This window comes from Streptomyces sp. NPDC001292, assembly GCF_042896465.1.
Lineage (GTDB): Bacteria > Actinomycetota > Actinomycetes > Streptomycetales > Streptomycetaceae > Streptomyces.
Genome location: NZ_JBIAXG010000019.1, coordinates 32187 through 52700 on the forward strand (window position 1 = coordinate 32187; position 20514 = coordinate 52700).

The 20514-nt window shown below is 72.7% G+C and carries 21 protein-coding genes; 10 read left to right on the plus strand and 11 right to left on the minus strand.

The features are described 5' to 3' along the window. Nucleotides 1-42 precede the first annotated feature (42 nt). Complete coding sequence (def, locus tag ACFY4A_RS20845) at nucleotides 43-582, minus strand: peptide deformylase (RefSeq protein WP_390830855.1); 540 nt, start codon at nucleotides 580-582, stop codon at nucleotides 43-45. 151 nt (nucleotides 583-733) lie between these two features. Between def and ACFY4A_RS20850 the strand changes: the two genes are divergently transcribed. The 5 genes from ACFY4A_RS20850 (at nucleotide 734) to ACFY4A_RS20870 (ending at nucleotide 5763) form a co-directional block, all read left to right on the plus strand. Continuing rightward, the gene (locus ACFY4A_RS20850; protein WP_390830856.1) at nucleotides 734-1972 is read left to right on the plus strand and encodes a MurT ligase domain-containing protein; all 1239 of its coding nucleotides are present in this window, start codon (nucleotides 734-736) and stop codon (nucleotides 1970-1972) included. Nucleotides 1973-1992: 20 nt separating this feature from the next. Further along, on the plus strand, nucleotides 1993-2721 hold the full coding sequence (locus ACFY4A_RS20855; protein WP_390830857.1) for a type 1 glutamine amidotransferase: 729 nt from the start codon (nucleotides 1993-1995) through the stop codon (nucleotides 2719-2721). Between the two features lie 208 nt (nucleotides 2722-2929). Continuing rightward, a complete protein-coding gene (locus ACFY4A_RS20860; protein WP_390830858.1) occupies nucleotides 2930-3955 on the plus strand; it encodes a 6-phosphofructokinase in 1026 nt (341 codons plus the stop codon). A gap of 121 nt (nucleotides 3956-4076) precedes the next feature. Further along, nucleotides 4077-5027: a cytochrome c oxidase assembly protein gene (locus ACFY4A_RS20865; RefSeq protein ID WP_390830859.1), complete on the plus strand. Its 951-nt coding sequence runs from the start codon at nucleotides 4077-4079 to the stop codon at nucleotides 5025-5027. Nucleotides 5028-5592: 565 nt separating this feature from the next. After that, nucleotides 5593-5763 carry a hypothetical protein gene (locus ACFY4A_RS20870; protein WP_390830860.1) on the plus strand — a complete coding sequence of 57 codons (171 nt, stop codon included), beginning with the start codon at nucleotides 5593-5595 and terminating at the stop codon, nucleotides 5761-5763. A 6-nt stretch (nucleotides 5764-5769) separates the two neighbouring features. On the opposite strand, the gene ACFY4A_RS20875 is transcribed toward ACFY4A_RS20870, so the two are convergent. Genes ACFY4A_RS20875 through ACFY4A_RS20890 form a run of 4 tightly spaced genes read right to left on the minus strand, consistent with a single transcriptional unit; the run spans nucleotide 5770 to nucleotide 9818 of the window. Further along, a complete protein-coding gene (locus tag ACFY4A_RS20875; protein WP_390830861.1) occupies nucleotides 5770-6975 on the minus strand; it encodes a sensor histidine kinase in 1206 nt (401 codons plus the stop codon). Then, the gene (locus ACFY4A_RS20880; protein ID WP_390830862.1) at nucleotides 6972-8684 is read right to left on the minus strand and encodes a cation acetate symporter; all 1713 of its coding nucleotides are present in this window, start codon (nucleotides 8682-8684) and stop codon (nucleotides 6972-6974) included. Before ACFY4A_RS20880 ends, ACFY4A_RS20875 begins: the two co-directional genes overlap by 4 nt. A gap of 5 nt (nucleotides 8685-8689) precedes the next feature. Then, nucleotides 8690-9049 (minus strand): hypothetical protein, encoded by a 360-nt coding sequence (locus ACFY4A_RS20885; RefSeq protein WP_390830863.1) that lies wholly within the window; start codon nucleotides 9047-9049, stop codon nucleotides 8690-8692. A 13-nt stretch (nucleotides 9050-9062) separates the two neighbouring features. Next, nucleotides 9063-9818: a LytR/AlgR family response regulator transcription factor gene (locus tag ACFY4A_RS20890; RefSeq protein ID WP_390830864.1), complete on the minus strand. Its 756-nt coding sequence runs from the start codon at nucleotides 9816-9818 to the stop codon at nucleotides 9063-9065. A gap of 77 nt (nucleotides 9819-9895) precedes the next feature. Between ACFY4A_RS20890 and ACFY4A_RS20895 the strand changes: the two genes are divergently transcribed. The 4 genes from ACFY4A_RS20895 to ACFY4A_RS20910 all read left to right on the plus strand — a co-directional run bounded on the left by ACFY4A_RS20895 (nucleotide 9896) and on the right by ACFY4A_RS20910 (nucleotide 13086). Next, complete coding sequence (locus tag ACFY4A_RS20895) at nucleotides 9896-10411, plus strand: Lrp/AsnC family transcriptional regulator (RefSeq protein ID WP_390830865.1); 516 nt, start codon at nucleotides 9896-9898, stop codon at nucleotides 10409-10411. Nucleotides 10412-10524: 113 nt separating this feature from the next. Further along, entirely contained in the window at nucleotides 10525-11346 is an 822-nt protein-coding gene (gene ddaH / locus ACFY4A_RS20900; RefSeq protein WP_390830866.1) for a dimethylargininase, read from the plus strand. Continuing rightward, the gene (gene rocD / locus ACFY4A_RS20905) at nucleotides 11343-12563 is read left to right on the plus strand and encodes an ornithine--oxo-acid transaminase (RefSeq protein WP_390830867.1); all 1221 of its coding nucleotides are present in this window, start codon (nucleotides 11343-11345) and stop codon (nucleotides 12561-12563) included. Before ddaH ends, rocD begins: the two co-directional genes overlap by 4 nt. A gap of 220 nt (nucleotides 12564-12783) precedes the next feature. After that, complete coding sequence (locus ACFY4A_RS20910) at nucleotides 12784-13086, plus strand: hypothetical protein (protein WP_390830868.1); 303 nt, start codon at nucleotides 12784-12786, stop codon at nucleotides 13084-13086. Nucleotides 13087-13182: 96 nt separating this feature from the next. Here the strand turns inward: ACFY4A_RS20910 and ACFY4A_RS20915 are convergent, their stop codons facing one another. From ACFY4A_RS20915 to ACFY4A_RS20935, 5 genes are all read right to left on the minus strand, one after another. Then, nucleotides 13183-13806 (minus strand): DedA family protein, encoded by a 624-nt coding sequence (locus ACFY4A_RS20915; RefSeq protein ID WP_390830869.1) that lies wholly within the window; start codon nucleotides 13804-13806, stop codon nucleotides 13183-13185. Between the two features lie 95 nt (nucleotides 13807-13901). Continuing rightward, nucleotides 13902-14624, minus strand: a complete 723-nt coding sequence (locus tag ACFY4A_RS20920) for an aspartate/glutamate racemase family protein (RefSeq protein ID WP_390830870.1) — start codon at nucleotides 14622-14624, stop codon at nucleotides 13902-13904. A 114-nt stretch (nucleotides 14625-14738) separates the two neighbouring features. Next, nucleotides 14739-15752: an ornithine cyclodeaminase family protein gene (locus ACFY4A_RS20925; protein WP_390830871.1), complete on the minus strand. Its 1014-nt coding sequence runs from the start codon at nucleotides 15750-15752 to the stop codon at nucleotides 14739-14741. After that, nucleotides 15749-16663: an ABC transporter substrate-binding protein gene (locus ACFY4A_RS20930; RefSeq protein WP_390830872.1), complete on the minus strand. Its 915-nt coding sequence runs from the start codon at nucleotides 16661-16663 to the stop codon at nucleotides 15749-15751. The genes ACFY4A_RS20925 and ACFY4A_RS20930 overlap by 4 nt, the downstream gene beginning before the upstream one ends. A gap of 101 nt (nucleotides 16664-16764) precedes the next feature. Then, a complete protein-coding gene (locus ACFY4A_RS20935; protein ID WP_390830873.1) occupies nucleotides 16765-17646 on the minus strand; it encodes an MFS transporter in 882 nt (293 codons plus the stop codon). Between ACFY4A_RS20935 and ACFY4A_RS20940 the strand changes: the two genes are divergently transcribed. Beyond that, nucleotides 17530-17856, plus strand: a complete 327-nt coding sequence (locus tag ACFY4A_RS20940; RefSeq protein WP_390830959.1) for a FadR/GntR family transcriptional regulator — start codon at nucleotides 17530-17532, stop codon at nucleotides 17854-17856. The two genes, ACFY4A_RS20935 and ACFY4A_RS20940, sit on opposite strands and share 117 nt — an antisense overlap. A 7-nt stretch (nucleotides 17857-17863) precedes the next feature. On the opposite strand, the gene ACFY4A_RS20945 is transcribed toward ACFY4A_RS20940, so the two are convergent. Further along, nucleotides 17864-20287, minus strand: a complete 2424-nt coding sequence (locus ACFY4A_RS20945; RefSeq protein ID WP_390830874.1) for a SpoIIE family protein phosphatase — start codon at nucleotides 20285-20287, stop codon at nucleotides 17864-17866. Nucleotides 20288-20514 lie beyond the last annotated feature (227 nt).

A 20514-nucleotide genomic window follows, 5' to 3' on the forward strand; every position in this document is an offset into this window, starting at 1 on the left:
ACCGTGCGCACGGCCGCCGAAGGCCCGCGGCCGTACGAAGGCTCACCGCCCCCACGGTGCCCGCGCGGCCCGCCTCAGCAGCCGGCCGCGCCGCCATCCCGAGAGGCGGTCGGCGTACACCCGGCCGTCGAGATGGTCGCACTCGTGCTGGAGGCAGCGCGCGAAGAATCCCGTCCCGTGCACGGTGACCGGCTGCCCGGTCACCGTGAAGCCCTCGACGACCGCGTGGTCGTAGCGCTCCGTCCCCGCCTCCAGGCCCGGCAGCGACAGACAGCCCTCCGGCCCGCGGATCACCACGCCGTCCGCCTCCACCAGCCGCGGGTTGACCACGTGGCCGAGATGGCGCACGTCCTCGTCGTCCGGACAGTCGTACACGAAGACGCGCAGCGGCAGTCCGATCTGGTTCGCGGCGAGGCCCACGCCGCACGCCGCGTACATCGTCGCGAACAAGTCCTCCACCACCCGGAACAGTTCGGGACCGAAGTCGGTGACCTCCTCGCAGGGGGCGTGCAGAACGGGGCTGCCGAGCAGGGAAAGGGGCCGGACGCGCCCGCGGGCGCCCGGGATCGAGCCGTGTCGCATGGCGGCAAGGGTACGGTTCCATCTGCCCCTGCCTGTCGCGCCGGCATGGGCCGGGATTCGGGAGCGTCAACGGATCTCGATAGGCTGAGGTCCACACCACGTTGCCGGATGGCTCAGGGCGCGGCGCGTACGCAAGGAGGATCGAGAACTGATGGCAGGCAACTCGGACCCGCTCACGCCGCGGGCCAAGCTGGCCGTGACCGCGGGCAAGGCGGTCGCTGCGGCATCGCGTGCCGCGGGACGCGGCAGCGGTTCGGTGATCGGCGGTCGGGTGGCCCTCAAGCTCGACCCCGATCTGCTCGCCCGGCTCGCCCAGCACCTGGACGTGATCCTGGTCTCGGCGACCAACGGCAAGACCACAACCACCCGGCTCATCGCCGAGGCCCTGCGGGCCGCGGGCCCGGTCGTCTCCAACGCGCTCGGCGCGAACATGCCCGCGGGCATCACCTCCGCGCTCGCCGGCGGCTCGGACGCGAAGTTCGGCGTGATAGAGGTCGACGAGAAGTACCTCGCGGGCGTGGCCCGGGACACCGACCCCAAGTGCATCGCGCTGCTCAACCTCTCCCGCGACCAGCTCGACCGGGCCGGCGAGACCCGGATGCTCGCCGAGAACTGGCGCGAGGCGCTCACCGGGTCCAAGGCCGTGCTCGTCGCCAACTGCGACGACCCGCTGGTGGTGTGGGCCGCGTCCTCGTCCCCCAACGTGATCTGGGTGGCCGCCGGGCAGATGTGGAAGGACGACGCCTGGTCCTGCCCCTCCTGCGGCGGAGTGATGCAGCGCCCGGGCGACGACTGGTACTGCGGCGAGTGCGGCTTCCGCCGGCCCACCCCCAGCTGGGCCCTGTCCGGCGACCACGTCCTCGACCCGCACGGCTCCGCCTGGCCGATCCACCTTCAGCTGCCGGGCCGCGCCAACAAGGCCAACGCCGCCTCCTCCGCGGCCGTCGCCGCCGTCTTCGGGGTGCCGCCGCAGGTCGCCCTGGAGCGGATGTACCAGGTGCAGGCGGTCGCCGGCCGCTACGACGTCGTGCAGTTCCAGGGCCGCGACCTGCGCCTGCTGCTGGCGAAGAACCCGGCCGGCTGGCTGGAGACGTTCTCGCTGATCGACCCGCCGCCCGCCCCGGTCGTCCTGTCGGTCAACGCGCGCAGCGCCGACGGCACCGACACCTCCTGGCTGTGGGACGTCGACTACACGCGCCTGACCGGTCACCCGCTCTTCGTGCTCGGGGACCGGAAGCTGGACCTCGCGGTGCGCCTGGAGGTCGCGGGCCAGCAGTTCCAGGTATGCGACAGCCTGGACCAGGCCGTGCAGCAGGCCCCGCCCGGCCGGATCGAGGTCATCGCCAACTACACCGCGTTCCAGGACCTGCGCCGCCGCGTCGGCAACTGACCACAAAGGACGACCACTTCATGAGTGACAACCAACTGCGGCTGGTGTGGATCTACCCGGACCTGCTGAGCACCTACGGCGACCAGGGCAACGTCCTCGTGGTGGAGCGCCGGGCCCGCCAGCGCGGCCTGGACGTGGCCCGTCTCGACGTGCGCAGCGACCAGCCGATCCCGACCTCCGGCGACATCTACCTCATCGGCGGCGGCGAGGACCGGCCGCAGCGGCTGGCGGCGGAGCGGCTGCGCCGCGACGGCGGTCTGCACAAGGCTGTGGAGAACGGCGCGATCGTCTTCTCCGTCTGCGCCGGATACCAGATCCTCGGCCACGAGTTCGTCAACGACCTCGGACAGCGCGAGCCGGGGCTCGGCCTGCTCGACGTCGTGTCGGTGCGCGGTGAGGGCGAGCGGTGCGTCGGCGACGTGCTGGGCGACGTCGACCCGCGGCTCGGCCTGCCCCAGCTGACCGGGTTCGAGAACCACCAGGGCGTCACCCACCTCGGCCCCACCGCCCGCCCGTTCGCCCAGGTCCGCCTGGGCCGGGGCAACGGCACGGGCGACGGCACGGAGGGCGCGTACAACGAAACCGTCTTCGGCACGTACATGCACGGGCCGGTGCTGGCCCGCAACCCGCTGATCGCGGACCTGATGCTGAAGCTGGCCCTCGACGTCAACGCGCTGCCGCCGATCGACGACCACTGGTACGAGGCGCTGCGCAACGAGCGCATCGCGGCTGCGCAGCAGCCCGCGTAGGACCAGCCGCGCAGGACCAGCCGCGCGGCGGCCCGCGTGGACGGCCTCGGCGGGAGCCCGTCTGACAGGGTGTCCGCACAGGTGAGCAGGCCGGTCCAGCAGGCGGACGCACGGTTCGGCCCCACCGTCCGGTGCCGCTAGGGTGGCGGGGACCGACTGGACAACGTGGTCCGGTCCCCGCGCCCACGTTGAGAAGGTTATTCGGGCTATGCGCATTGGCGTCCTCACCTCCGGCGGCGACTGTCCCGGCCTGAACGCCGTCATCCGGTCCGTCGTGCACCGTGCCGTCGTCGACCACGGCGACGAGGTCATCGGCTTCCGCGACGGCTGGAAGGGCCTCCTGGAGTGCGACTACCTCAAGCTCGACCTCGACGCGGTGAGCGGCATCCTCGCCCGCGGCGGGACCATCCTCGGCTCCTCCCGGGTCCGTCCCGAGCACCTGCGGGACGGCGTGCAGCGGGCCAAGGGCCATGTCGAGGAGCTGGGGCTCGACGCGATCATCCCGATCGGCGGCGAAGGCACGCTCAAGGCGGCCCGGCTGCTGTCGGACAACGGCCTGCCGATCGTCGGTGTGCCCAAGACCATCGACAACGACATCGCGGTCACGGACGTCACCTTCGGCTTCGACACCGCCGTGACCGTCGCCACCGAGGCCCTGGACCGGCTGAAGACCACCGCCGAGTCCCACCAGCGGGTGCTGATCGTGGAGGTCATGGGCCGTCACACCGGCTGGATCGCGCTCCACTCCGGCATGGCGGCCGGCGCCCACGCCATCGTCGTCCCCGAACGCCCCTTCGACATCGAGGAGTTGACGGCGAAGGTCGGCGAGCGGTTCGCGGCGGGCAAACGGTTCGCGATCGTCGTGGCCGCGGAGGGCGCCAAGCCCAGGGCGGGCACCATGGACTTCGACGAGGGCGGCAAGGACGTCTACGGCCACGAGCGGTTCGCCGGCGTCGCCCGGCAGCTCTCCCTCGAACTGGAGCAGCGGCTCGGCAAGGAGGCCCGGCCGGTGATCCTCGGGCACGTCCAGCGCGGCGGCACGCCGACGGCGTACGACCGGGTGCTGGCCACCCGGTTCGGCTGGCACGCCGTGGAGGCGGTGCACCGCGGGGAGTTCGGCCGGATGACGGCGCTGCACGGCACGGACATCGTGATGGTGTCCCTGGCCGAGGCGGTGGCGACCCTCAAGACGGTCCCCGCGGAGCGGTACGCCGAGGCGGAGTGCGTGCTGTAGAACACGCCGCACCTCCCCACCGCCCCCGGTCGCAGACGCGGCCGGGGGCGGCTCTACTCTGGGTGCGGACAGACAGCTGTGGACAGACAGCGCACAATCCCCATGAATCAGGAGCCGGCGGATGGATCACAGCGGGCACGGCATGATGACGGATCTGCCGCCGTTCACGCTGGGACGCGGTCTCGAATGGTCCGCGGACCCGTTCTTCCTCGTCGCCTGCCTGCTGGGGCTCGGCCTGTACGGCTGGGGTGTGGTGCGACTGCGGCGGCGCGGCGACGCCTGGCCGGTGGGCCGGACGGTGGCGTACGTCATCGGTGTGCTGACCGTGGCCCTGGTGATGTGCACCAAGCTGAACGACTACGGCATGGTCATGTTCAGCGTGCACATGGTCCAGCACATGATCATCAGCATGCTGTCGCCGATCCTGATCCTGCTCGGCGGCCCGATCACGCTGGCGCTGCGCGCGCTGCCGGTGGCCGGGAGAGGCCGCAAGGGGCCGCGTGAGCTGCTGCTGGCCCTGCTGCACAGCCGGTACCTGCGGGTCGTCACGCACCCCGCCTTCACCATCCCGATGTTCGTCGCGAGCCTGTACGCCCTGTACTTCACGCCGCTCTTCGACTTCCTGATGGGCTCGAGGACCGGGCACATCGCGATGATGGTGCACTTCCTCGCGGTGGGCCTGGTGTTCTTCTGGCCGATCATGGGCGTCGACCCGGGTCCGAACCGGCCGGGTCACCTCATGCGGATGCTGGAGCTGTTCGCGGGCATGCCGTTCCACGCGTTCTTCGGCATCGCGCTGATGATGGCGACCACGCCCATGGTCGACACCTTCAAGAACCCGCCCGCCTCGCTCGGCATCGACGCCCTGACCGACCAGAACGCGGCCGGCGGCATCGCCTGGGCGTTCAGCGAGATCCCCTCGGTCCTGGTGCTGCTCGCTCTGCTCTTCCAGTGGTACAGCTCCGAGCAGCGCCAGGCCCGCCGCAAGGACCGCGCCGCGGACCGGGACGGCGACAAGGAACTCGAGGCGTACAACGCGTACCTGGCCTCCCTGAACGCACGGGGCAGCTGAGCCCAGCAGCATCCGGACGGTCCGGGGGCGCGGCAGCGATGCCGCGCCCCCGGACCGTTCACGTCCACGCGGCCCCGCGGTCGCGGCCCCGGCCGCCGTCGGCGAACGTCCTTCAATCCGGCCCGCCGGGCCTGCGCCCGCGCCCGCATCCGAACGTGGCCGGACCATCCCGGCCCGCCGCAGCCCGGCGCGCGGGCCATCACCGGTGAGATCACTGCCCCGCCGCGGTCTCGCCGATCGTCTCCCCCACACAGAACGACCGGGCCACCGGAGAGCCTCACGCACCTCCCAGGGCTGCGGCTCCTCACCGTCGCCCACGGCGGTCCCCGCCGGACCCGTCACCCGACCGGCAAACCGGCTTCGTCTCCCGGCGGCCCCGCCACCGCCCCACACCCGATCGCCCCACACCCGATCGCCCTCCGGGCGTCAGGCCGGACGTCGCCGGGCCAGGGGAGCGGGCGGGGGGCTTCCGGTGGGGGTGGGGGCGAACAGGCCTGTTGTGGGGGATGCCAATGGGCCGAACCGGGGCACCATGGAGGTCACGGACCATGAGGAGGGTGCCGCGATGCACGGTTCCACGGACGGTTCCACGAAGGCGATGGGGGTGCTCACCGTCGGCGCGCTGGTCGCGGTGACGGCCTACACGGTGGCGCTCGGCGGCAACGGCTGGCTGTGGTTGGGCTGGGTCGTGCTGGGCCTGGTCACGCTGGGCATGGTCGTCACCCGCGGCACCTGAGGAGGCTCACTCCCCGGTGAGCCGCGTCGCCGAATGGACGCCCGGCTGGTACTTCGGCAGCCGGGCGCTGATCTTCATGCCCGCACCCTGCGCGGTCTCGATGACCAGTCCGTGGTCGTCGCCGTAGACCTGACGGAGCCGGTCGTCGACGTTGGACAGGCCGATGCCGCCGGAGGGGCTGTCCTCACCCGCCAGGATGCGGCGCAGCAGATCGGGGTCCATGCCGGCGCCGTCGTCCTCGATGACGACCACCGCCTCGGCGCCCTCGTCCCGCGCGGTGATCCTGATGTGGCAGGTACCGGTCTTGCCCTCGAGGCCGTGCTTGACGGCGTTCTCCACCAGCGGTTGCAGGCACAGGAACGGCAGGGCGATGGGGAGCACCTCGGGCGCGATCTGGAGGGTGACCGAGAGGCGGTCGCCGAAGCGGGCCCGTACGAGGGCCAGGTAGTGCTCGATGGCGTGGAGTTCGTCGGCGAGCGTGGTGAAGTCGCCGTGCCTGCGGAACGAGTAGCGCGTGAAGTCGGCGAACTCCAGCAGCAGGTCCCGCGCCCGCTCGGGGTCGGTGCGGACGAACGAGGCGATCACCGCGAGCGAGTTGAAGATGAAGTGCGGGGAGATCTGCGCGCGCAGGGCCTTGATCTCGGCCTCGATGAGCCGGGTGCGGGACCGGTCGAGGTCCGCGAGCTCCAGTTGCACGGAGACCCAGCGGGCGACCTCGGCCGCCGCGCGGGCCAGCACGGCCGACTCGCGGGGCGCGCAGGCCACGAGGGCGCCGTGGACGCGGTCGTCGACGGCGAGCGGGGTGACGACGGCCCAGCGCACCGGGCAGTCCGGAGTCCGGCAGGTGAGCCGGAAGGCCTCGCCTCGGCCGGTCTCCAGGGGCCCGGTGAGGCGTTCCATGATCTCGGTGCGGTGGTGGCCGCCCACGCCGTCCCAGGCGAGGACCCGCTCGTCGTCCGTGAGGCACAGGGCGTCGGTGCCGAGCAGGGAGCGCAGCCGGCGGGCCGACTTGCGGGCGGTCTCCTCCGTCAGCCCGGCCCGCAGCGGGGGTGCGGCGAGCGAGGCGGCGTGCAGGGTCTGGAAGGTGGCGTGCTCGACGGGCGTGCCGAGCCCGCCGAGGGTCTGCGGGCGGGCGGTGCGCCGGCCGAGCCAGTATCCGGCGGCGAGCAGCGGCAGCGCCGCCACGCACAGCCCGGCGAGGAAGCCGCTCATCCCTTCACCTCCGCCCGCAGCTGTTCGGGCAGGTGGAACCGGGCCAGGACGGCCGCGGTGCCGGCCGGCACCCGGCCGGGTGTGGCCAGGGACACCAGCATCATCGTGAGGAAGCCCAGCGGCACCGACCACAGGGCGGGCCAGGCGAGCAGCGCGTGCAGCGGCCCGGTGCCGGGGAAGCCGGCCATGGTCACGGCGACGGCGACGAGCGCGGCGCCGCCGCCCGCCAGCATCCCGGCGGCCGCGCCGGGCGGCGTGAGCCGCCGCCACCAGATGCCGAGGACGAGTAGCGGGCAGAAGGAGGAGGCGGACACCGCGAAGGCGAGCCCGACGGCGTCGGCGACGGGCAGCCCGCCGACCAGGACGCTCGCGGCGAGGGGTACGGCCATGGCGAGCACCGTGCCGAGCCGGAAGTGGCGTACGCCGCGCGAGGGCAGCACGTCCTGGGTCAGCACCCCTGCCACCGCCATGGTCAGGCCGGATGCGGTCGACAGGAACGCGGCGAACGCGCCGCCCGCGACCAGCGCGCCCAGCAGGTCCCCGCCGAGGCCGCCGATCACCCGGTCGGGCAACAGCAGTACGGCGGCGTCCGCGCTCCCGGTGAGGGTGAGTTCGGGGGCGTAGACGCGGCCGAGGGCGCCGTACACCGGAGGCAGCAGGTAGAAGCCGCCGATCAGGCCGAGCACGGCCACCGTGGTGCGGCGGGCGGCCACGCCGTGCGGGCTGGTGTAGAAGCGGACGACGACGTGCGGCAGGCCCATGGTGCCGAGGAAGGTGGCGAGGATCAGCCCGTAGGTGGCGTACAGCGGGCGTTCCTCACGGCCTGAGGCCAGTGCGGTGGACATGCCGCCGCTGCCGCCGCGGGCGGCCACCGGGACTCCGGCGCCCCGGGCGAAGGTGAGCCGGGTGCCGCCCTCGACGCGGTGCGTTCCGGCCGGCAGGCTCACCTGCCGCTCGCGGTGGGCGCGGCCGTCGACGGTGCCGGTCACGGTGACGGTGAGCGGGCGCTCCAGCCTGAGGTCGAGGGTTTCCACGACGCGCACGGTGCGCTGCTCGCGGAAGGCGGCCGGCTCGTCGTAGGCGCGGCGTGGCGCCCCCTCGCCCTGCCAGGCGAGGACGAGGAAGAGGGCCGGGACGAGCAGTGCGGTCAGTTTCAGCCAGTACTGGAAGGCCTGGACGAAGGTGATGCTGCGCATCCCGCCCGCGGCGACGATGGCCACCACGACGACGGCGACGATCACTCCGCCTAGCGCGGCGGGCGCCCCGGTCAGGACCGCCAGGGTGAGTCCGGCTCCCTGGAGCTGCGGCAGCAGGTACAGCCAGCCGACGCCGACGACGAAGGCGCCCGCGAGTCGCCGCACGCCCTCGGAGGCGAGCCGGGCCTCGGCGAAGTCGGGCAGCGTGTAGGCCCCGGACCGGCGCAGCGGGGCGGCGACGAACAGGAGCAGGACCAGATAGCCGGCCGTGTAGCCGACCGGGTACCACAGCATGTCGGCGCCCTGGACGAGGACCAGTCCGGCTATGCCCAGGAACGAGGCCGCGGAGAGGTACTCCCCGCTGATGGCGGCCGCGTTCAGGCGCGGGCCCACGGTGCGGGAGGCGACGTAGAAGTCGGAGGTGGTGCGGGAGATGCGCAGACCGAAGGCGCCGACGAGGATCGTGGCCACCACGACGAGGGCGACGGCGGGGACGGTGTAGGCGGAGTTCACGGCGTTCAGCGGTCTCCGACGAGCTGTACGAAGTCGCGTTCGTTGCGCTCGGCGCGGCGCACGTACCAGCGGGCGAGCAGCACCAGCGGGGCGTAGAGGCCGAAGCCGAGGACCGCCCACTTCAGCCGGCGGGCGTCGGGGGCCGCGGCGAACACCAGCGGCAGCGGGCCGACGAGGAGGACGAGCACCGCGAACACCGTGAGGCCGGCCCGCAGCTGGCTGCGCATCAGGGAGCGGACGTAGGTGTGGCCGAGGGTGGTCTGCTCGTCGATCTCCGTGCGCGGACGGTAGTGGACCGGGGCCCGGCGGGTGCGGGGGGGCGGCCCGGTGACGACGACACGGCGCTCGGTCGGGTCCTGCGGCATGACGTACGGCTCCCTAGCGCGCGGTCCGGCGTATCAGCAGCTCGCGCAGTTCCCGCGCGTGCCGGCGGCTGACCTGGAGTTCCTCGGTGCCGACCAGGACGCTCACCGTGCCCGCGTCCAGGCGGAGTTCACCGATGTGGCGCAGGGCCACCAGGTACCGGCGGTGGATGCGGACGAAGCCGCGGGAGCGCCAGCGCTCCTCCAGGGTGGACAGCGGGATGCGCACGAGGTGGCTGCCCTTGCCGGTGTGCAGCCGGGCGTAGTCGCCCTGCGCCTCGACGTGGGTGATGTCCTCGACGGCCACGAAGCGGGTCACCCCGCCGAGTTCGACGGGCAGGTGGTCGGGATCGGGCTCGCTGACGGGTATCCGCGGGGCGGCGCCGCGCAGTTGGGCGGCGCGGCGGACGGCCTCGGCGAGGCGTTCCTTGCGGACGGGCTTGAGCACGTAGTCGACGGCCTTGAGGTCGAAGGCCTGCACGGCGAAGCCCTCGTGGGCGGTGACGAACACGATCAGCGGCGGCTGGGCGAACCCGTTCAGCAGCCGGGCCAGGTCGAGGCCGTCGAGGCCCGGCATGTGGATGTCGAGGAAGACGACGTCGATCGCGTCGGGTCCGTCCGGGCCGGACTCCAGCGCCCGGTTGATCCGGCGCAGCGCCTCGGTCGCGTCGCCGGCGCCCTCCACGCCGGCGATCCGGGGATCGGCGCTCAGCAGGTACAGCAGTTCCTCGAGGGAGGGGCGTTCGTCGTCGACGGCGAGGGCGCGCAGCATGAACGTGGAGTGTAGGGGCGAAAAGCACGGTGTGACATGTGCCGGGCACCGACGTCCGCGCTGGATACAGTGCCGCCATGAACAGCAGGCCGGCATCGTTCGACGAACTCGACCGGAAGATCCTCACCGCCCTGATGGCGAACGCCCGCAGCAGTTTCGCCGAGATCGGCGCCGCCATCGGTCTGTCCGCGACGGCCGTCAAGCGGCGCGTGGACCGGCTGCGCGAGACCGGTGTGATCACCGGGTTCACGGCCACGGTGAAGCCTGCGGCGCTGGGCTGGCGCACGGAGGCGTACGTCGAGGTGTACTGCGAGGGCGCGGCCCCGCCGAGGCGGCTGGCCGAGGTGGTGCGCCACCATCCGGAGATCACGGCGGCGATGACGGTGACCGGCGGCGCGGACGCGCTGCTGCACGTGCGGGCGCGGGACGTGGGGCACTTCGAGGAGGTGCTGGAACGCATCCGTACCGAGCCGTTCATCCGCAAGACGATCAGCGTGATGGTGCTGTCCCACCTGCTGCCGGACAGTCCTGAGGCGGGCGCCAGCCAGCCTGCCCCTCCACAGGGCGCAGCAGACGTGCGCCGAGCCCCGTGAACACGCAGCATCGCTGCTCGTACGCGCAGCTTTTGTTTCTTGTCGTCCGTCTTCGCCACTTCCTACCTTTGTGCCAACCCCAGTCGACACCCAGGAAGCGGAGGGACCCCTCTGTGCCCGAATCCCGTGTGCCGCGCCGGCGGCGCTTCCTCGTCTGCGAACCCAGACACTTCGCCGTGCAGTACGCGATCAACCCCTGGATGCGTCCCGACGTCCCCGTGGACGTGTCCCTGGCCCAAGAACAGTGGCACGAGCTGATGCGCGTCTACCGCGCCCACGGCCACAGCGTCGACACCGTGGAGCCCGTGCCCGGCCTGCCCGACATGGTCTTCGCCGCCAACGCGGCGGTGGTCGTGGACGGCCGGGTCTTCGGCTCCCTCTTCCGGGCGCCCGAGCGCCGTCCGGAGTCCCTTCCCTACGACACGTGGTTCAAGTCGGCCGGCTTCGACGTCTACCGTCCCGAGTCGGTGTGCGAGGGCGAGGGCGACTTCGTGCCGGCCGGCCGCTGGATCCTCGCCGGCACCGGCTTCCGCACCACCCGTGAGGCCCATCGCGAGGCGCAGGAGTTCCTCGGCGTCCCGGTGATCGGCCTGACCATGGTGGACCCGTACTTCTACCACCTGGACACGGCGCTGTTCGTCCTCGACGACGAGGGCGAGGGGAACGTCGCGTACTACCCGGACGCGTTCTCGCCGGGCAGCCGCGAGGTGCTCGCCAGGCTGTACCCGGACGCGCTGATCGCCACCCGCGAGGACGCCATGTCCTTCGGCCTGAACTCCGTCTCGGACGGCCACCACGTCTTCATCTCGCCCGGGGCCACGGCCCTGGCCGAACAGCTCGCCGACCGCGGCTACGTCCCCGTCCCCGTCGACCTGTCCGAGTTCCACAAGGCCGGCGGCGGCATCAAGTGCTGCACCCAGGAGATCCGCTCATGACCGCACCTGCCCGTACCCGTACCTCCGCGGAGCTGATCGAGGCCGAGGAGCCGGTCCTCGCGCACAACTACCATCCGCTGCCCGTGGTCGTGGCCCGCGCCGAGGGCACCTGGGTGGAGGACGTCGAGGGACGCCGCTACCTCGACATGCTGGCCGGTTACTCGGCGCTCAACTTCGGGCACCGCCACCCCGCGCTGACCGAGGCGGCCCACCGCCAGCTCGACCGGCTCACCCTCACCTCGCGGGCGTTCCACAACGACCGCCTCGCCGAGTTCGCCGAGCGGCTGGCGGCGCTGACGGGGCAGGACATGGTGCTGCCGATGAACACCGGCGCCGAGGCGGTGGAGAGCGGCATCAAGGTCGCCCGCAAGTGGGCGTACGAGGTCAAGGGCGTCCCGGCCGACCGGGCGACGATCGTGGTCGCGGCGGACAACTTCCACGGCCGTACGACGACGATCGTCAGCTTCTCGACGGACGAGACGGCACGGTCGGGCTTCGGACCGTTCACGCCGGGCTTCAGGATCGTCCCGTACAACGATCTGTCGGCCCTGGAGGCGGCGATCGACGAGACGACGGCGGCGGTGCTGATCGAGCCGATCCAGGGCGAGGCCGGCGTGCTCATCCCCGACGACGGCTACCTCGCCGGGGTGCGGGAGCTGACCCGCCGCGCGGGCTGCCTGTTCGTCGCGGACGAGATCCAGTCGGGCCTCGGCCGCACCGGACGCACGCTCGCCGTCGAGCACGAGGACGTCGTCCCGGACGTCCTGCTGCTGGGCAAGGCCCTCGGCGGCGGTATCGTGCCGGTGTCCGCGGTCGTCGGGTCCCGGGAGGTGCTCGGGGTGCTGCGGCCGGGTGAGCACGGGTCGACGTTCGGCGGAAACCCGCTGGCCGCGGCGGTCGGCACGGCGGTGGTCGGGCTCCTGGAGACGGGCGAGTTCCAGCTCCGGGCGGCGGCGCTGGGCAAGCTGCTGCGCGAGGGGCTCGTCCAGCTGGTCGGCCGGGGTGTGGTCGGCTTCCGCTCGCGGGGGCTGTGGGCGGGCGTGGACGTGGATCCGGCGATCGGCACCGGACGGGAGATCGGCGAGCGCCTGATGCGGGAGGGCGTCCTGGTCAAGGACACCCACGGCTCCACGATCCGGCTGGCGCCGCCGCTGACCATCACCGAGGACGAGCTGCGCTCGGCGCTCGCCTCCCTGGAGAAGGTGCTGGCCGCCTGAGACGGACACCGCCGTCGGACGCACGCACACCGCCGGGGACTTTCCGGCGGTGTGCGACGTCCCGGTTCGGGCGCCGTCACACCCGAGGAGGCCGGCCGGGTCGCCTGGCCGGTGGTGGGCCGGTGGTGGGCCGGCCGGTGGTGGGCTGGTCAGTGGCGGGCTGGTCAGTGGCGGGCTGGGTACCCGTTTCGATGAGTGACTCATTGAGGAGATGACTCCCATGCTGCTCATCGGCCTGCTCCTCCTCGCGGCGACGGCCGCCTTCACCGGCCTGGCCATCGCCGGCAACCTGTCCGGCGGCCCGCAGTACCCGGTGTCGGTGCTCGGCAACCACATCGCCACCATGAACACGCTCGAGGTCTTCAGCGCCGGTCTCGCTCTCGCCCTGCTCTTCTGCCTGGGCGCGAGCCTCATGGCCGGCGCCGCGACGCACCACCGGCACGTGCACCGGTCCCCGCGCCGCTACGGCGGTCGGCGGGACACCGGCCCTCTGAACGAGCCCATGGGCCGGGACGGCCCCTGACGCCCACGGCCGGTGCCGGTGGTGGGCGTGCGCGCCCGCGGGGGAGGCGTGCGCCTACGGGGCAGCGGGTGCCCCGTGGGCGGCGCGGTGGCGCCGTCAGTCCTCGCGTCGCCTGCGCCGCAGCAGGTGCCGCACGACCAGCGCGACGACAAGGACCCCGAGAGCGATGAGCACGTACACCTCGTAGCGGCGGATCTCGTCGTAGACGGTGCCGATGTGCGTGCCGACCGCGTAGGCGAGGCTCACCCACAGCCCGACCCACAGCGCCGCGCCGAGCGCGTTGAAGGCGAGGAAGCGGAGCCAGTGCATGCCCGTGGTCCCGGCGATGATGCCGTTGGCCTGGCGCAGGCCCTCGATGAACCGGGCCACCACGACGATCTTGCCGCCGTGCCGGCCGAAGAACCGCTCGGCCGCCGCGAACCGTTCCGGCGTCAGGAAGATGTACCGGCCCCAGCGGTGCACGAAGGGACGTCCGCCGAGGTGGCCGACGAGGTAGCCGATGTTGTCGCCGACGACGGCCGCGGCGAACGCGATCAGGGCCACGGCCACGACGTCGAGCTGCCCGGCACCGGCATACACCCCGGCCGCGATCAGGATCGTCTCGCCCGGGGCGGGGACGCCGAAGTCCTCCACGAGGACCACGGCGCCGACGGCCCAGTAGCCGTAGTGGCTGAGCAGCGGTGCCAGGTGCGCCAGCGGACCCGGAAGCGGAGGGGCCATGCCCACACCGTACGACGGCGAGTGAAGGGTCACCGGCAGGCGCGGCAACGCGCCGCCGCGTACTTCCGGAAATCGGACGGCGCCCCGCGACCTCGTCACGGCACGATCGGCCAGCCGGTCACGGTCTTGGGCCTCGGCCGTGCGTAGCTGCGCACCTTGCTGGTGCTGAGGCCGAGCCGGACGAGCCCTTCGGCGAGGGTGACCGCGGCGGCGACGCCGTCGACGACGGGGACGCCCGTGTCGGCACTGATCTTCTGGTCGAGTCCGGCCATACCGCCGCAGCCCAGGCAGATCACCTCCGCCCGGTCCTCGACGACGGCCCTGCGGGCCTCCGCCACGATCGCGTCGGCCGCACGGGCGGGATCCGCCTCCAGCTCCAGCACCGGCAGCCCGGAGGCCCGCACCGAGGCGCACCGCTCGTTCAGCCCGGCGAGCAGCAGTCGGTCCTGGATCTGCGGCACGGCCCGGTCCAGGGTGGTGACGACCGAGTACGTGCGGCCGAGCAGCATCGCCACCTGCGCCGCCGCCTCGGTGATGTCCACGACCGGGACGTCGAGCAGTTCCTGGAGGCCCTCCCGGCCGTGCTCGCCGTACCCGGCCTGGATCACCGCGTCGTACGGCTCGTCGTAGCGGACGATCCGGTCCATCACGGCGACGGCGGCCAGGTAGCTCTCGAAGTTGCCCTCCACCGACTCCGGCCCGAAGAAGGGGGTGAGTCCCACGATCTCGACACCGGGCGAGGCACAGGCCGCGGCCTGCGCACGGATCGTCTCGGTCATGGAGGCGGTGGTGTTCACATTGGCGATCAGTATGCGCACCTTGGTCCTTTCTCTTTTCGGCTCGCCGGGGTGGCGAGCGCGGCGCCGGACGGCCCGTCGGTCAGTGGGGCCGGCCGGCTCGCGTGGGTGGGTTTTCGCGGGACCCCGAGCAGGTCAGGACAGGTGTACTTCGGTACCGATGCCGTGGCGTCGGGCGGCGTCGACGACGAGCCGGGCGGCTGCCACGTCCTGGATTCCGACGCCGACCGAGTTGTAGAGCGTGATGTCGTCCTCGGCGCGTCGTCCGGGGGCCTTGCCGGTGATGACGTCGCCGAGTTCGGTGCGGAAGTGCTCCGGGGTGATCGCCCCTTCCCGCATCGGGATCAGCACCTCGCCGGACTCGTGGGAGGACACCGAGAAACTGTCCACCACGACCCGGGCGCGGACGATGCCCGCGGTGTCGATCTCCCGGTGGTCCGGCCGCGGCGGCGCACCGACCGCGTTGACGTGCAGGCCCGGACCGAACCACTCCCCCCGCACCACCGGCATCCGCGACGGGGTCAGCGTGCACAGCACCTCCGCCGCGCGCACCACCTGTTCCGGATCGTCGGCGACCTTGACCGCACATCCCTGGCCGCGGGCGTGCTCCGCGAACGCCTCGACGGTGGCGCGGGTGCGGCTCCACACCAGCACCTGCTCGATGTCCATCACCCGCGCCATTGCCGCCAGATGGGCGCGGGCCTGGGCGCCGGCGCCGATCAGGCCGAGGGTGCCCGCGCCCGGACGGGCCAGGTGCCGGGTGGCGACGGCCGACGCCGCCGCGGTGCGCAGCAGCGTGATGGGCGCGCCGTTGAGGACCGCCTCGCAGGTGCCGGTGTCGGGGTCGATGAGGGTGATCACCGACTGCTGCACCGGCAGTCCCCGCCCGGCGTTGGGCGGGGTGTCGGTGAGGAGCTTGACGCCGGCGCCGGCCAGCGGGTCGACCGCGGCGACCATCGGCACCAGCAGTCCGGCCCCGCCGGGCAGCTCCATGGCCGACCGGTCGGGCTGACGCGCCGTGCCCATGGACAGGGCCGCATGGGCCTGCTGGACGACCTGCATCACCTCCCCCAGGTCCAGCAGACTCGCGACCTGTGCCCGGTCCAGCACCAGCAGAGGCGCCCGGCCGGTACGCGTCCGCTCCGTCACGCGGTCACCTCGGCAGCGGCCTGGGCGGCGGGGCGGGCGTCGACCAGGTCCGCGTACGGGACGGGGGCATCGAGCAGGCCGTCCTCGGCGAGGATGCGCAGCCACTCGGCGTAGCCGTCCTCGCTGATGCGGATGTCGTCCCAGATGCCACTGGCGCGCAGGTCGTCGACGACCTGCACCAGGACCTCGGTGTCCAGGCCCGGCCACTCGCGGGCCAGCAGGCCCGCCAGTTCCTCGGCGTTGTGCGTCTTGAGCCAGTCGATGGAGCGCTGGAGCGCCCGGCAGAACCAGAAGGCGAGTTCGTCGTCGCGGTCGAGGACCGCCTGGGTGGTGTAGTAGACGCTGTTGGGCATCAGGCCACCCGCCCGGTCGTAGCGGACCGCGGTGTGGGCCAGGCCGCGGTGCTGGAGGAAGGCGGCGTTGACGGCGTCGGTGACCAGCGCGTCCCCCATGCCGCCCAGGAACAGCTCGGTGAGCATCGGCCCGGACAGGTCCCGCACGAACCGCACCCGGGACATGTCCACACCGGCCCTGCGCATCAGTCCCGCGGTGTGCACATACGGCGCGGTGCCGCCCGCACCGGGGGCGAGGACGATCTTGCCCTCCAGGTCCGTCCACTCGAAGTCCGTCACCGGCTCCCGCACCACCAGCGCCTTCGGGTTGCGGTGGTTGAGCTGAGCGAACGCCCGGTACTCACGGCCACGCCCGTGGTACATCGCCGGCACCCACAGCCCCCCGAGAACAACCTGCGCCTGTCCCTCCTCGAGATCGGCCAGCACCCGCGTCCAGTCGTCCGGCGCGCTCCGGGAGAAGTCGATCCCCTCCTCCTCGTAGAAACCGAACTCCCGGGCGACGTACTCGGGCAGGTAGTTGGGCCAGTGCGAGGTGGCCGAGACATGCAGACGGTCCATCATCTCTCCTTGACAGTTCTGACGGTGGTTCACGTCAGGGTTGGTCGGTATGGGGGTGCCGGACCGGCCGGACGGGACGTACCGCACGGCCGGCAGGCGAGTCAGGCGGGGGCCGCGGAGGGGGCTTCGACGTTGATGTCCTCGAGTGAGCGGCCGTGGGTTTCGGGGGCGAAGCGGACGGCGACGGCCATCACCCCGTACATGGCAGCGGTCAGGACGAACACCGCGACCACGCCCGCGTGGTCCAGGAGCAGTCCTGCGCCGATGGGGACGAAGGCGCCGGCCACGTTGCCCTGTACGGCGATCATCGAGGTGCCGAAGGCGCGTACCCGGGTCGGGTACAGTTCCGGCGCCCACGCGAACACGGTGCTGTTCAGCAGCAGGACGAAGAACTGGAACGTGCCCCCGAGCAGCAGCACCAGCGCCGAGGTGCCGGCGAGGAAGCCGAACGCGAGCGCGGCCAGGCAGGCGGCCACGGCGCCGCCGGTCATCACCAGCCGGCGCGGCCAGTGCAGCGCCGCATACGTCGCGGCCGCCGCGCCCAGGAGGCTGCCGACGTTCATCACCATGGTGAAGGTCAGGCTCTCGGTGATCGTGTAGCCCTGGTCGACAAGGATGGTCGGCATCAGCACCAGGACGGTGATCTGCGCACCGAACGTCATCCAGGACACCACCGCCAGCGCGGCGGTGCGCCGCAGCAACTCGCCGCGGAAGACCTCCCCAAGCCGCACCTTCTCCGCCCTGCCCGTCCCGGCCGCCGACTGCGTCAGGTACGGGACGGTGGGCAGGTCACGGCCCTTGAGCCGGCCCGCCGCCAGGACATCCTCGCCGCCGGCCTGGCCGCCGCACGCCGCACCCAGCGGGACATCGCCGCCCTCAACGACGCGCTCGCCCGGCGGGCCGCGGCCGGAACCACAGGCGACGAAGCCGCCTTCGTCGCAGCCGACGTCGACTTCCACCTCCGCGTCGCCCGGGCATCCCACAACGAACTCCTCGTCGAGCTCTACTCGACCTTCACCAGGGCACTGGCCGACAGCATCCGCGACGACCGCTGCCTGAAGGTCTTCACCCAGGGACAGGACGCCTGGCACCACACCCTCGCCGCGGCCATCGCCGAAGGCGACGCCGACAAGGCCACCAGCGCCTCACTGGCCCTGCTGGAGAGCGGCCCGGCGGGGACTCACGGTCCCTGATGCCGCGTCACATCGGAATCACAGAGGCGTACATGAGCTGATCCGGGCCCGGGTTGACCGCCTGTTCGGCCCAGATGGTCTTCCCCCGCTGGCTGTAACGGCTGCCCCAGCGGGTGCTGAGCTGGGCCACGAGGAACAGGCCCCGGCCCCCTTCGTCGGTGGTGCGGGCCCGGCGTAGGCGGGGCTGGGTGTTGCTCGGGTCGCTGACCTCGCAGACCAGGACGTCCTCGTGGATCAGCCGCAACCCGATGGGGCCCCCGGCGTAGCGGATGGCGTTGGTGACCAGTTCGCTGACCATGAGCTCGGTGCTGAAGGCGAGGTCGTCGAGCCCCCACGCGGCCAGCTGGCGAGTGGTGACCTCCCGGGCATCGGCCACGCTGGCGGGGTCCGCGGGGAACTCCCAGCTGGCGACGGATTCCACGGGGACCGCGCGGGTGCGGACGAGCAGCAGCGCGATGTCGTCCCTGGGCGGACGGTCGTCGAGGTCGGCGAGGAGCGCTCGGCCGATCTCGTCCAGCGGCCGGCCGGGACGGCAGTGGGCGGCGAGGCGGTCGGTCAGCCGTCGCAGGCCGGCGTCGGTGTCGCCGTCGTCGCCCTTGATCAGTCCGTCGGTGTACAGGGCGAGGACGCTGCCGGGTGCCAGATCGACCGTGACGGTCTCGAAGGGCATGCCACCGACGCCCAGGGGCGGGCCGGGAGACAGGCCCACGGGTCGGGCCCCGCCGTCGCAGGGGACGACGACGGGCACCGGATGCCCGGCGCTGGCGAGGGTGCAGCGGCGGGCGACCGGATCGTAGAGGGCGTACAGACAGGTGGCGCCGACGGTGTCCCGGTTCTCGGGGGCGGCCTCGCCCGCGAGTCGCTGCACCAGGTCGTCGAGGTGGGTGAGCAGGTCGTCGCAGTCGAGTTCCAGGTCGGCCAGGGTCTGCACGGCGGTGCGCAGCCGGCCCATGGTGGCGGTGGCGTGCAGGCCGTGCCCGAAGACGTCGCCGACGACGAACGCGGCCCGCAGCGAGGGCAGCGAGAGGACGTCGAACCAGTCGCCGCTGATCTCCGCCCCGCCGCCCGCGGGCCGGTAGACGCCGATGGTCTCGGCGGCCGGGGTCTCGGTGGTCGCGCGTGGCAGGAGGCGCTTTTGGAGCGCGACGGCCGCACGACGCTCCCGCGTGTAGCGGCGGGCGTTGTCCACGCTGAGCGCGGCCCTGGACGCGATCTTCTTCAGCAGGTCCGCCTCGTCCTCGTCGAAGGGCTCCCCGTGCTCGGTACGGCAGATTCCGACGACGCCGAGCACCGTGCCGCGCGCGGCAAGCGGTGCCACGGCGAGCCAACGCGCGTTCTCCGGCACCAGCAGCTCGATCAGGCGCGGCTCGCCGAACATGGCGCTGATCGTCTCACTGTCGGCGACGATGACCTCGCCGCGCTGGACAGCGAGCAGGGTGGGCATGTCCGGTTGCGGGGGCGCCGCCGCGCCCTTCTGGAGCAGACGGGAGGGCCACGGCCCGTCGGCCGAGGCGACCGCGACCCGTCGCCAGTGCAGCCTGGAGCCGCCGAGCACATTGCCGGGCTCGTCCCCCTCGATGACGGAGTCCGCGAGCTCCACCCAGGCGAGGTCCCCGAGAGCGGGTACGAGGACGTCGACCAGGTCCTGCGCGGTGCGCCCGACGTCCAGTGAGCCACCGATGCGGGTGGAGGCGTCGCGCAGCAGGTCCAGGTGGTGGCGGGTCCGCTGCTGCTCGGAGATGTCGGTGACCAGCGTGACGACGCCCGCGGGCTCCCCCTGCGCGTCCTCCAGCCGGAAGGCGGACAGGGAGAGCGTCCGGTGCCGCCCGGGGAGGAGCGGTGAGTGCACGTCCTGTGCCTCCCCGATCAGCGGTGTGCCCGTCTCCAGGACCCGGCGCAGCGCCGCCTCCGCGGCTTCGGCGTCCCTGGCGTTGGCCACCTCCCTCATCTGCACGTCGGCAGCGCCGGGAGGTCCGCCGAGCGTCTCGAGGGTGATGTTGGTCCGTACGAGGGCCAGGTCCGTGTCGCGGAGGGTGACCCCCATCCGGGCCTGGGAGAAGAGTGCGCGCAGCACCGACAGGCCCTGTTCCCGCTCGTTCGCTTCGGCCGCGGGGGCGGCCAGGGCCAGCAGCTCGGACGAACCCTCCAGGCGCTCGATCCGGAAGGCGACCTCCAGGGCACGGCCGGAGCGGTGCCGCAACCGCGTCCGGCCGACGGCCGGAAACCCGTCCGCCGCGAAGGCGCAGCGGTGCGGCTCGTCGGGCGCGTCGGCGAGCAGTTCCCCGACCGGGCGGCCACAGACACGATCGGCCGTTCGCCCCAGCAGGTCGGCGGCCGCGCCGGACCACCGCACAACGGTCCCGGCTTCGTCGAGCACGGCGGCTGCCACGGCGCCGAGGGCAAGGGCGCCGGCGGGGTCGAACCCGTTCATCTCGCTCCTCGCTGGCGGCCGAGCCGCCCGACAGGCTCGTCCCCATTATCGGCGATTCCGGGCAGCCCGCGCCTCCGTCCCCCGCGGGTGCGCCCGGCGGCGCTGGTCCGGAACGCGGTCGGCGGCCCTCGACGCCCTGGACACGGCGTGGGCCGGGCCGGCAGGGTGCACCCCCTGTCCTCCCCGGCCGTCGCCGTCGCGGGCCGTCCTCAGATCCCCACCGCGGC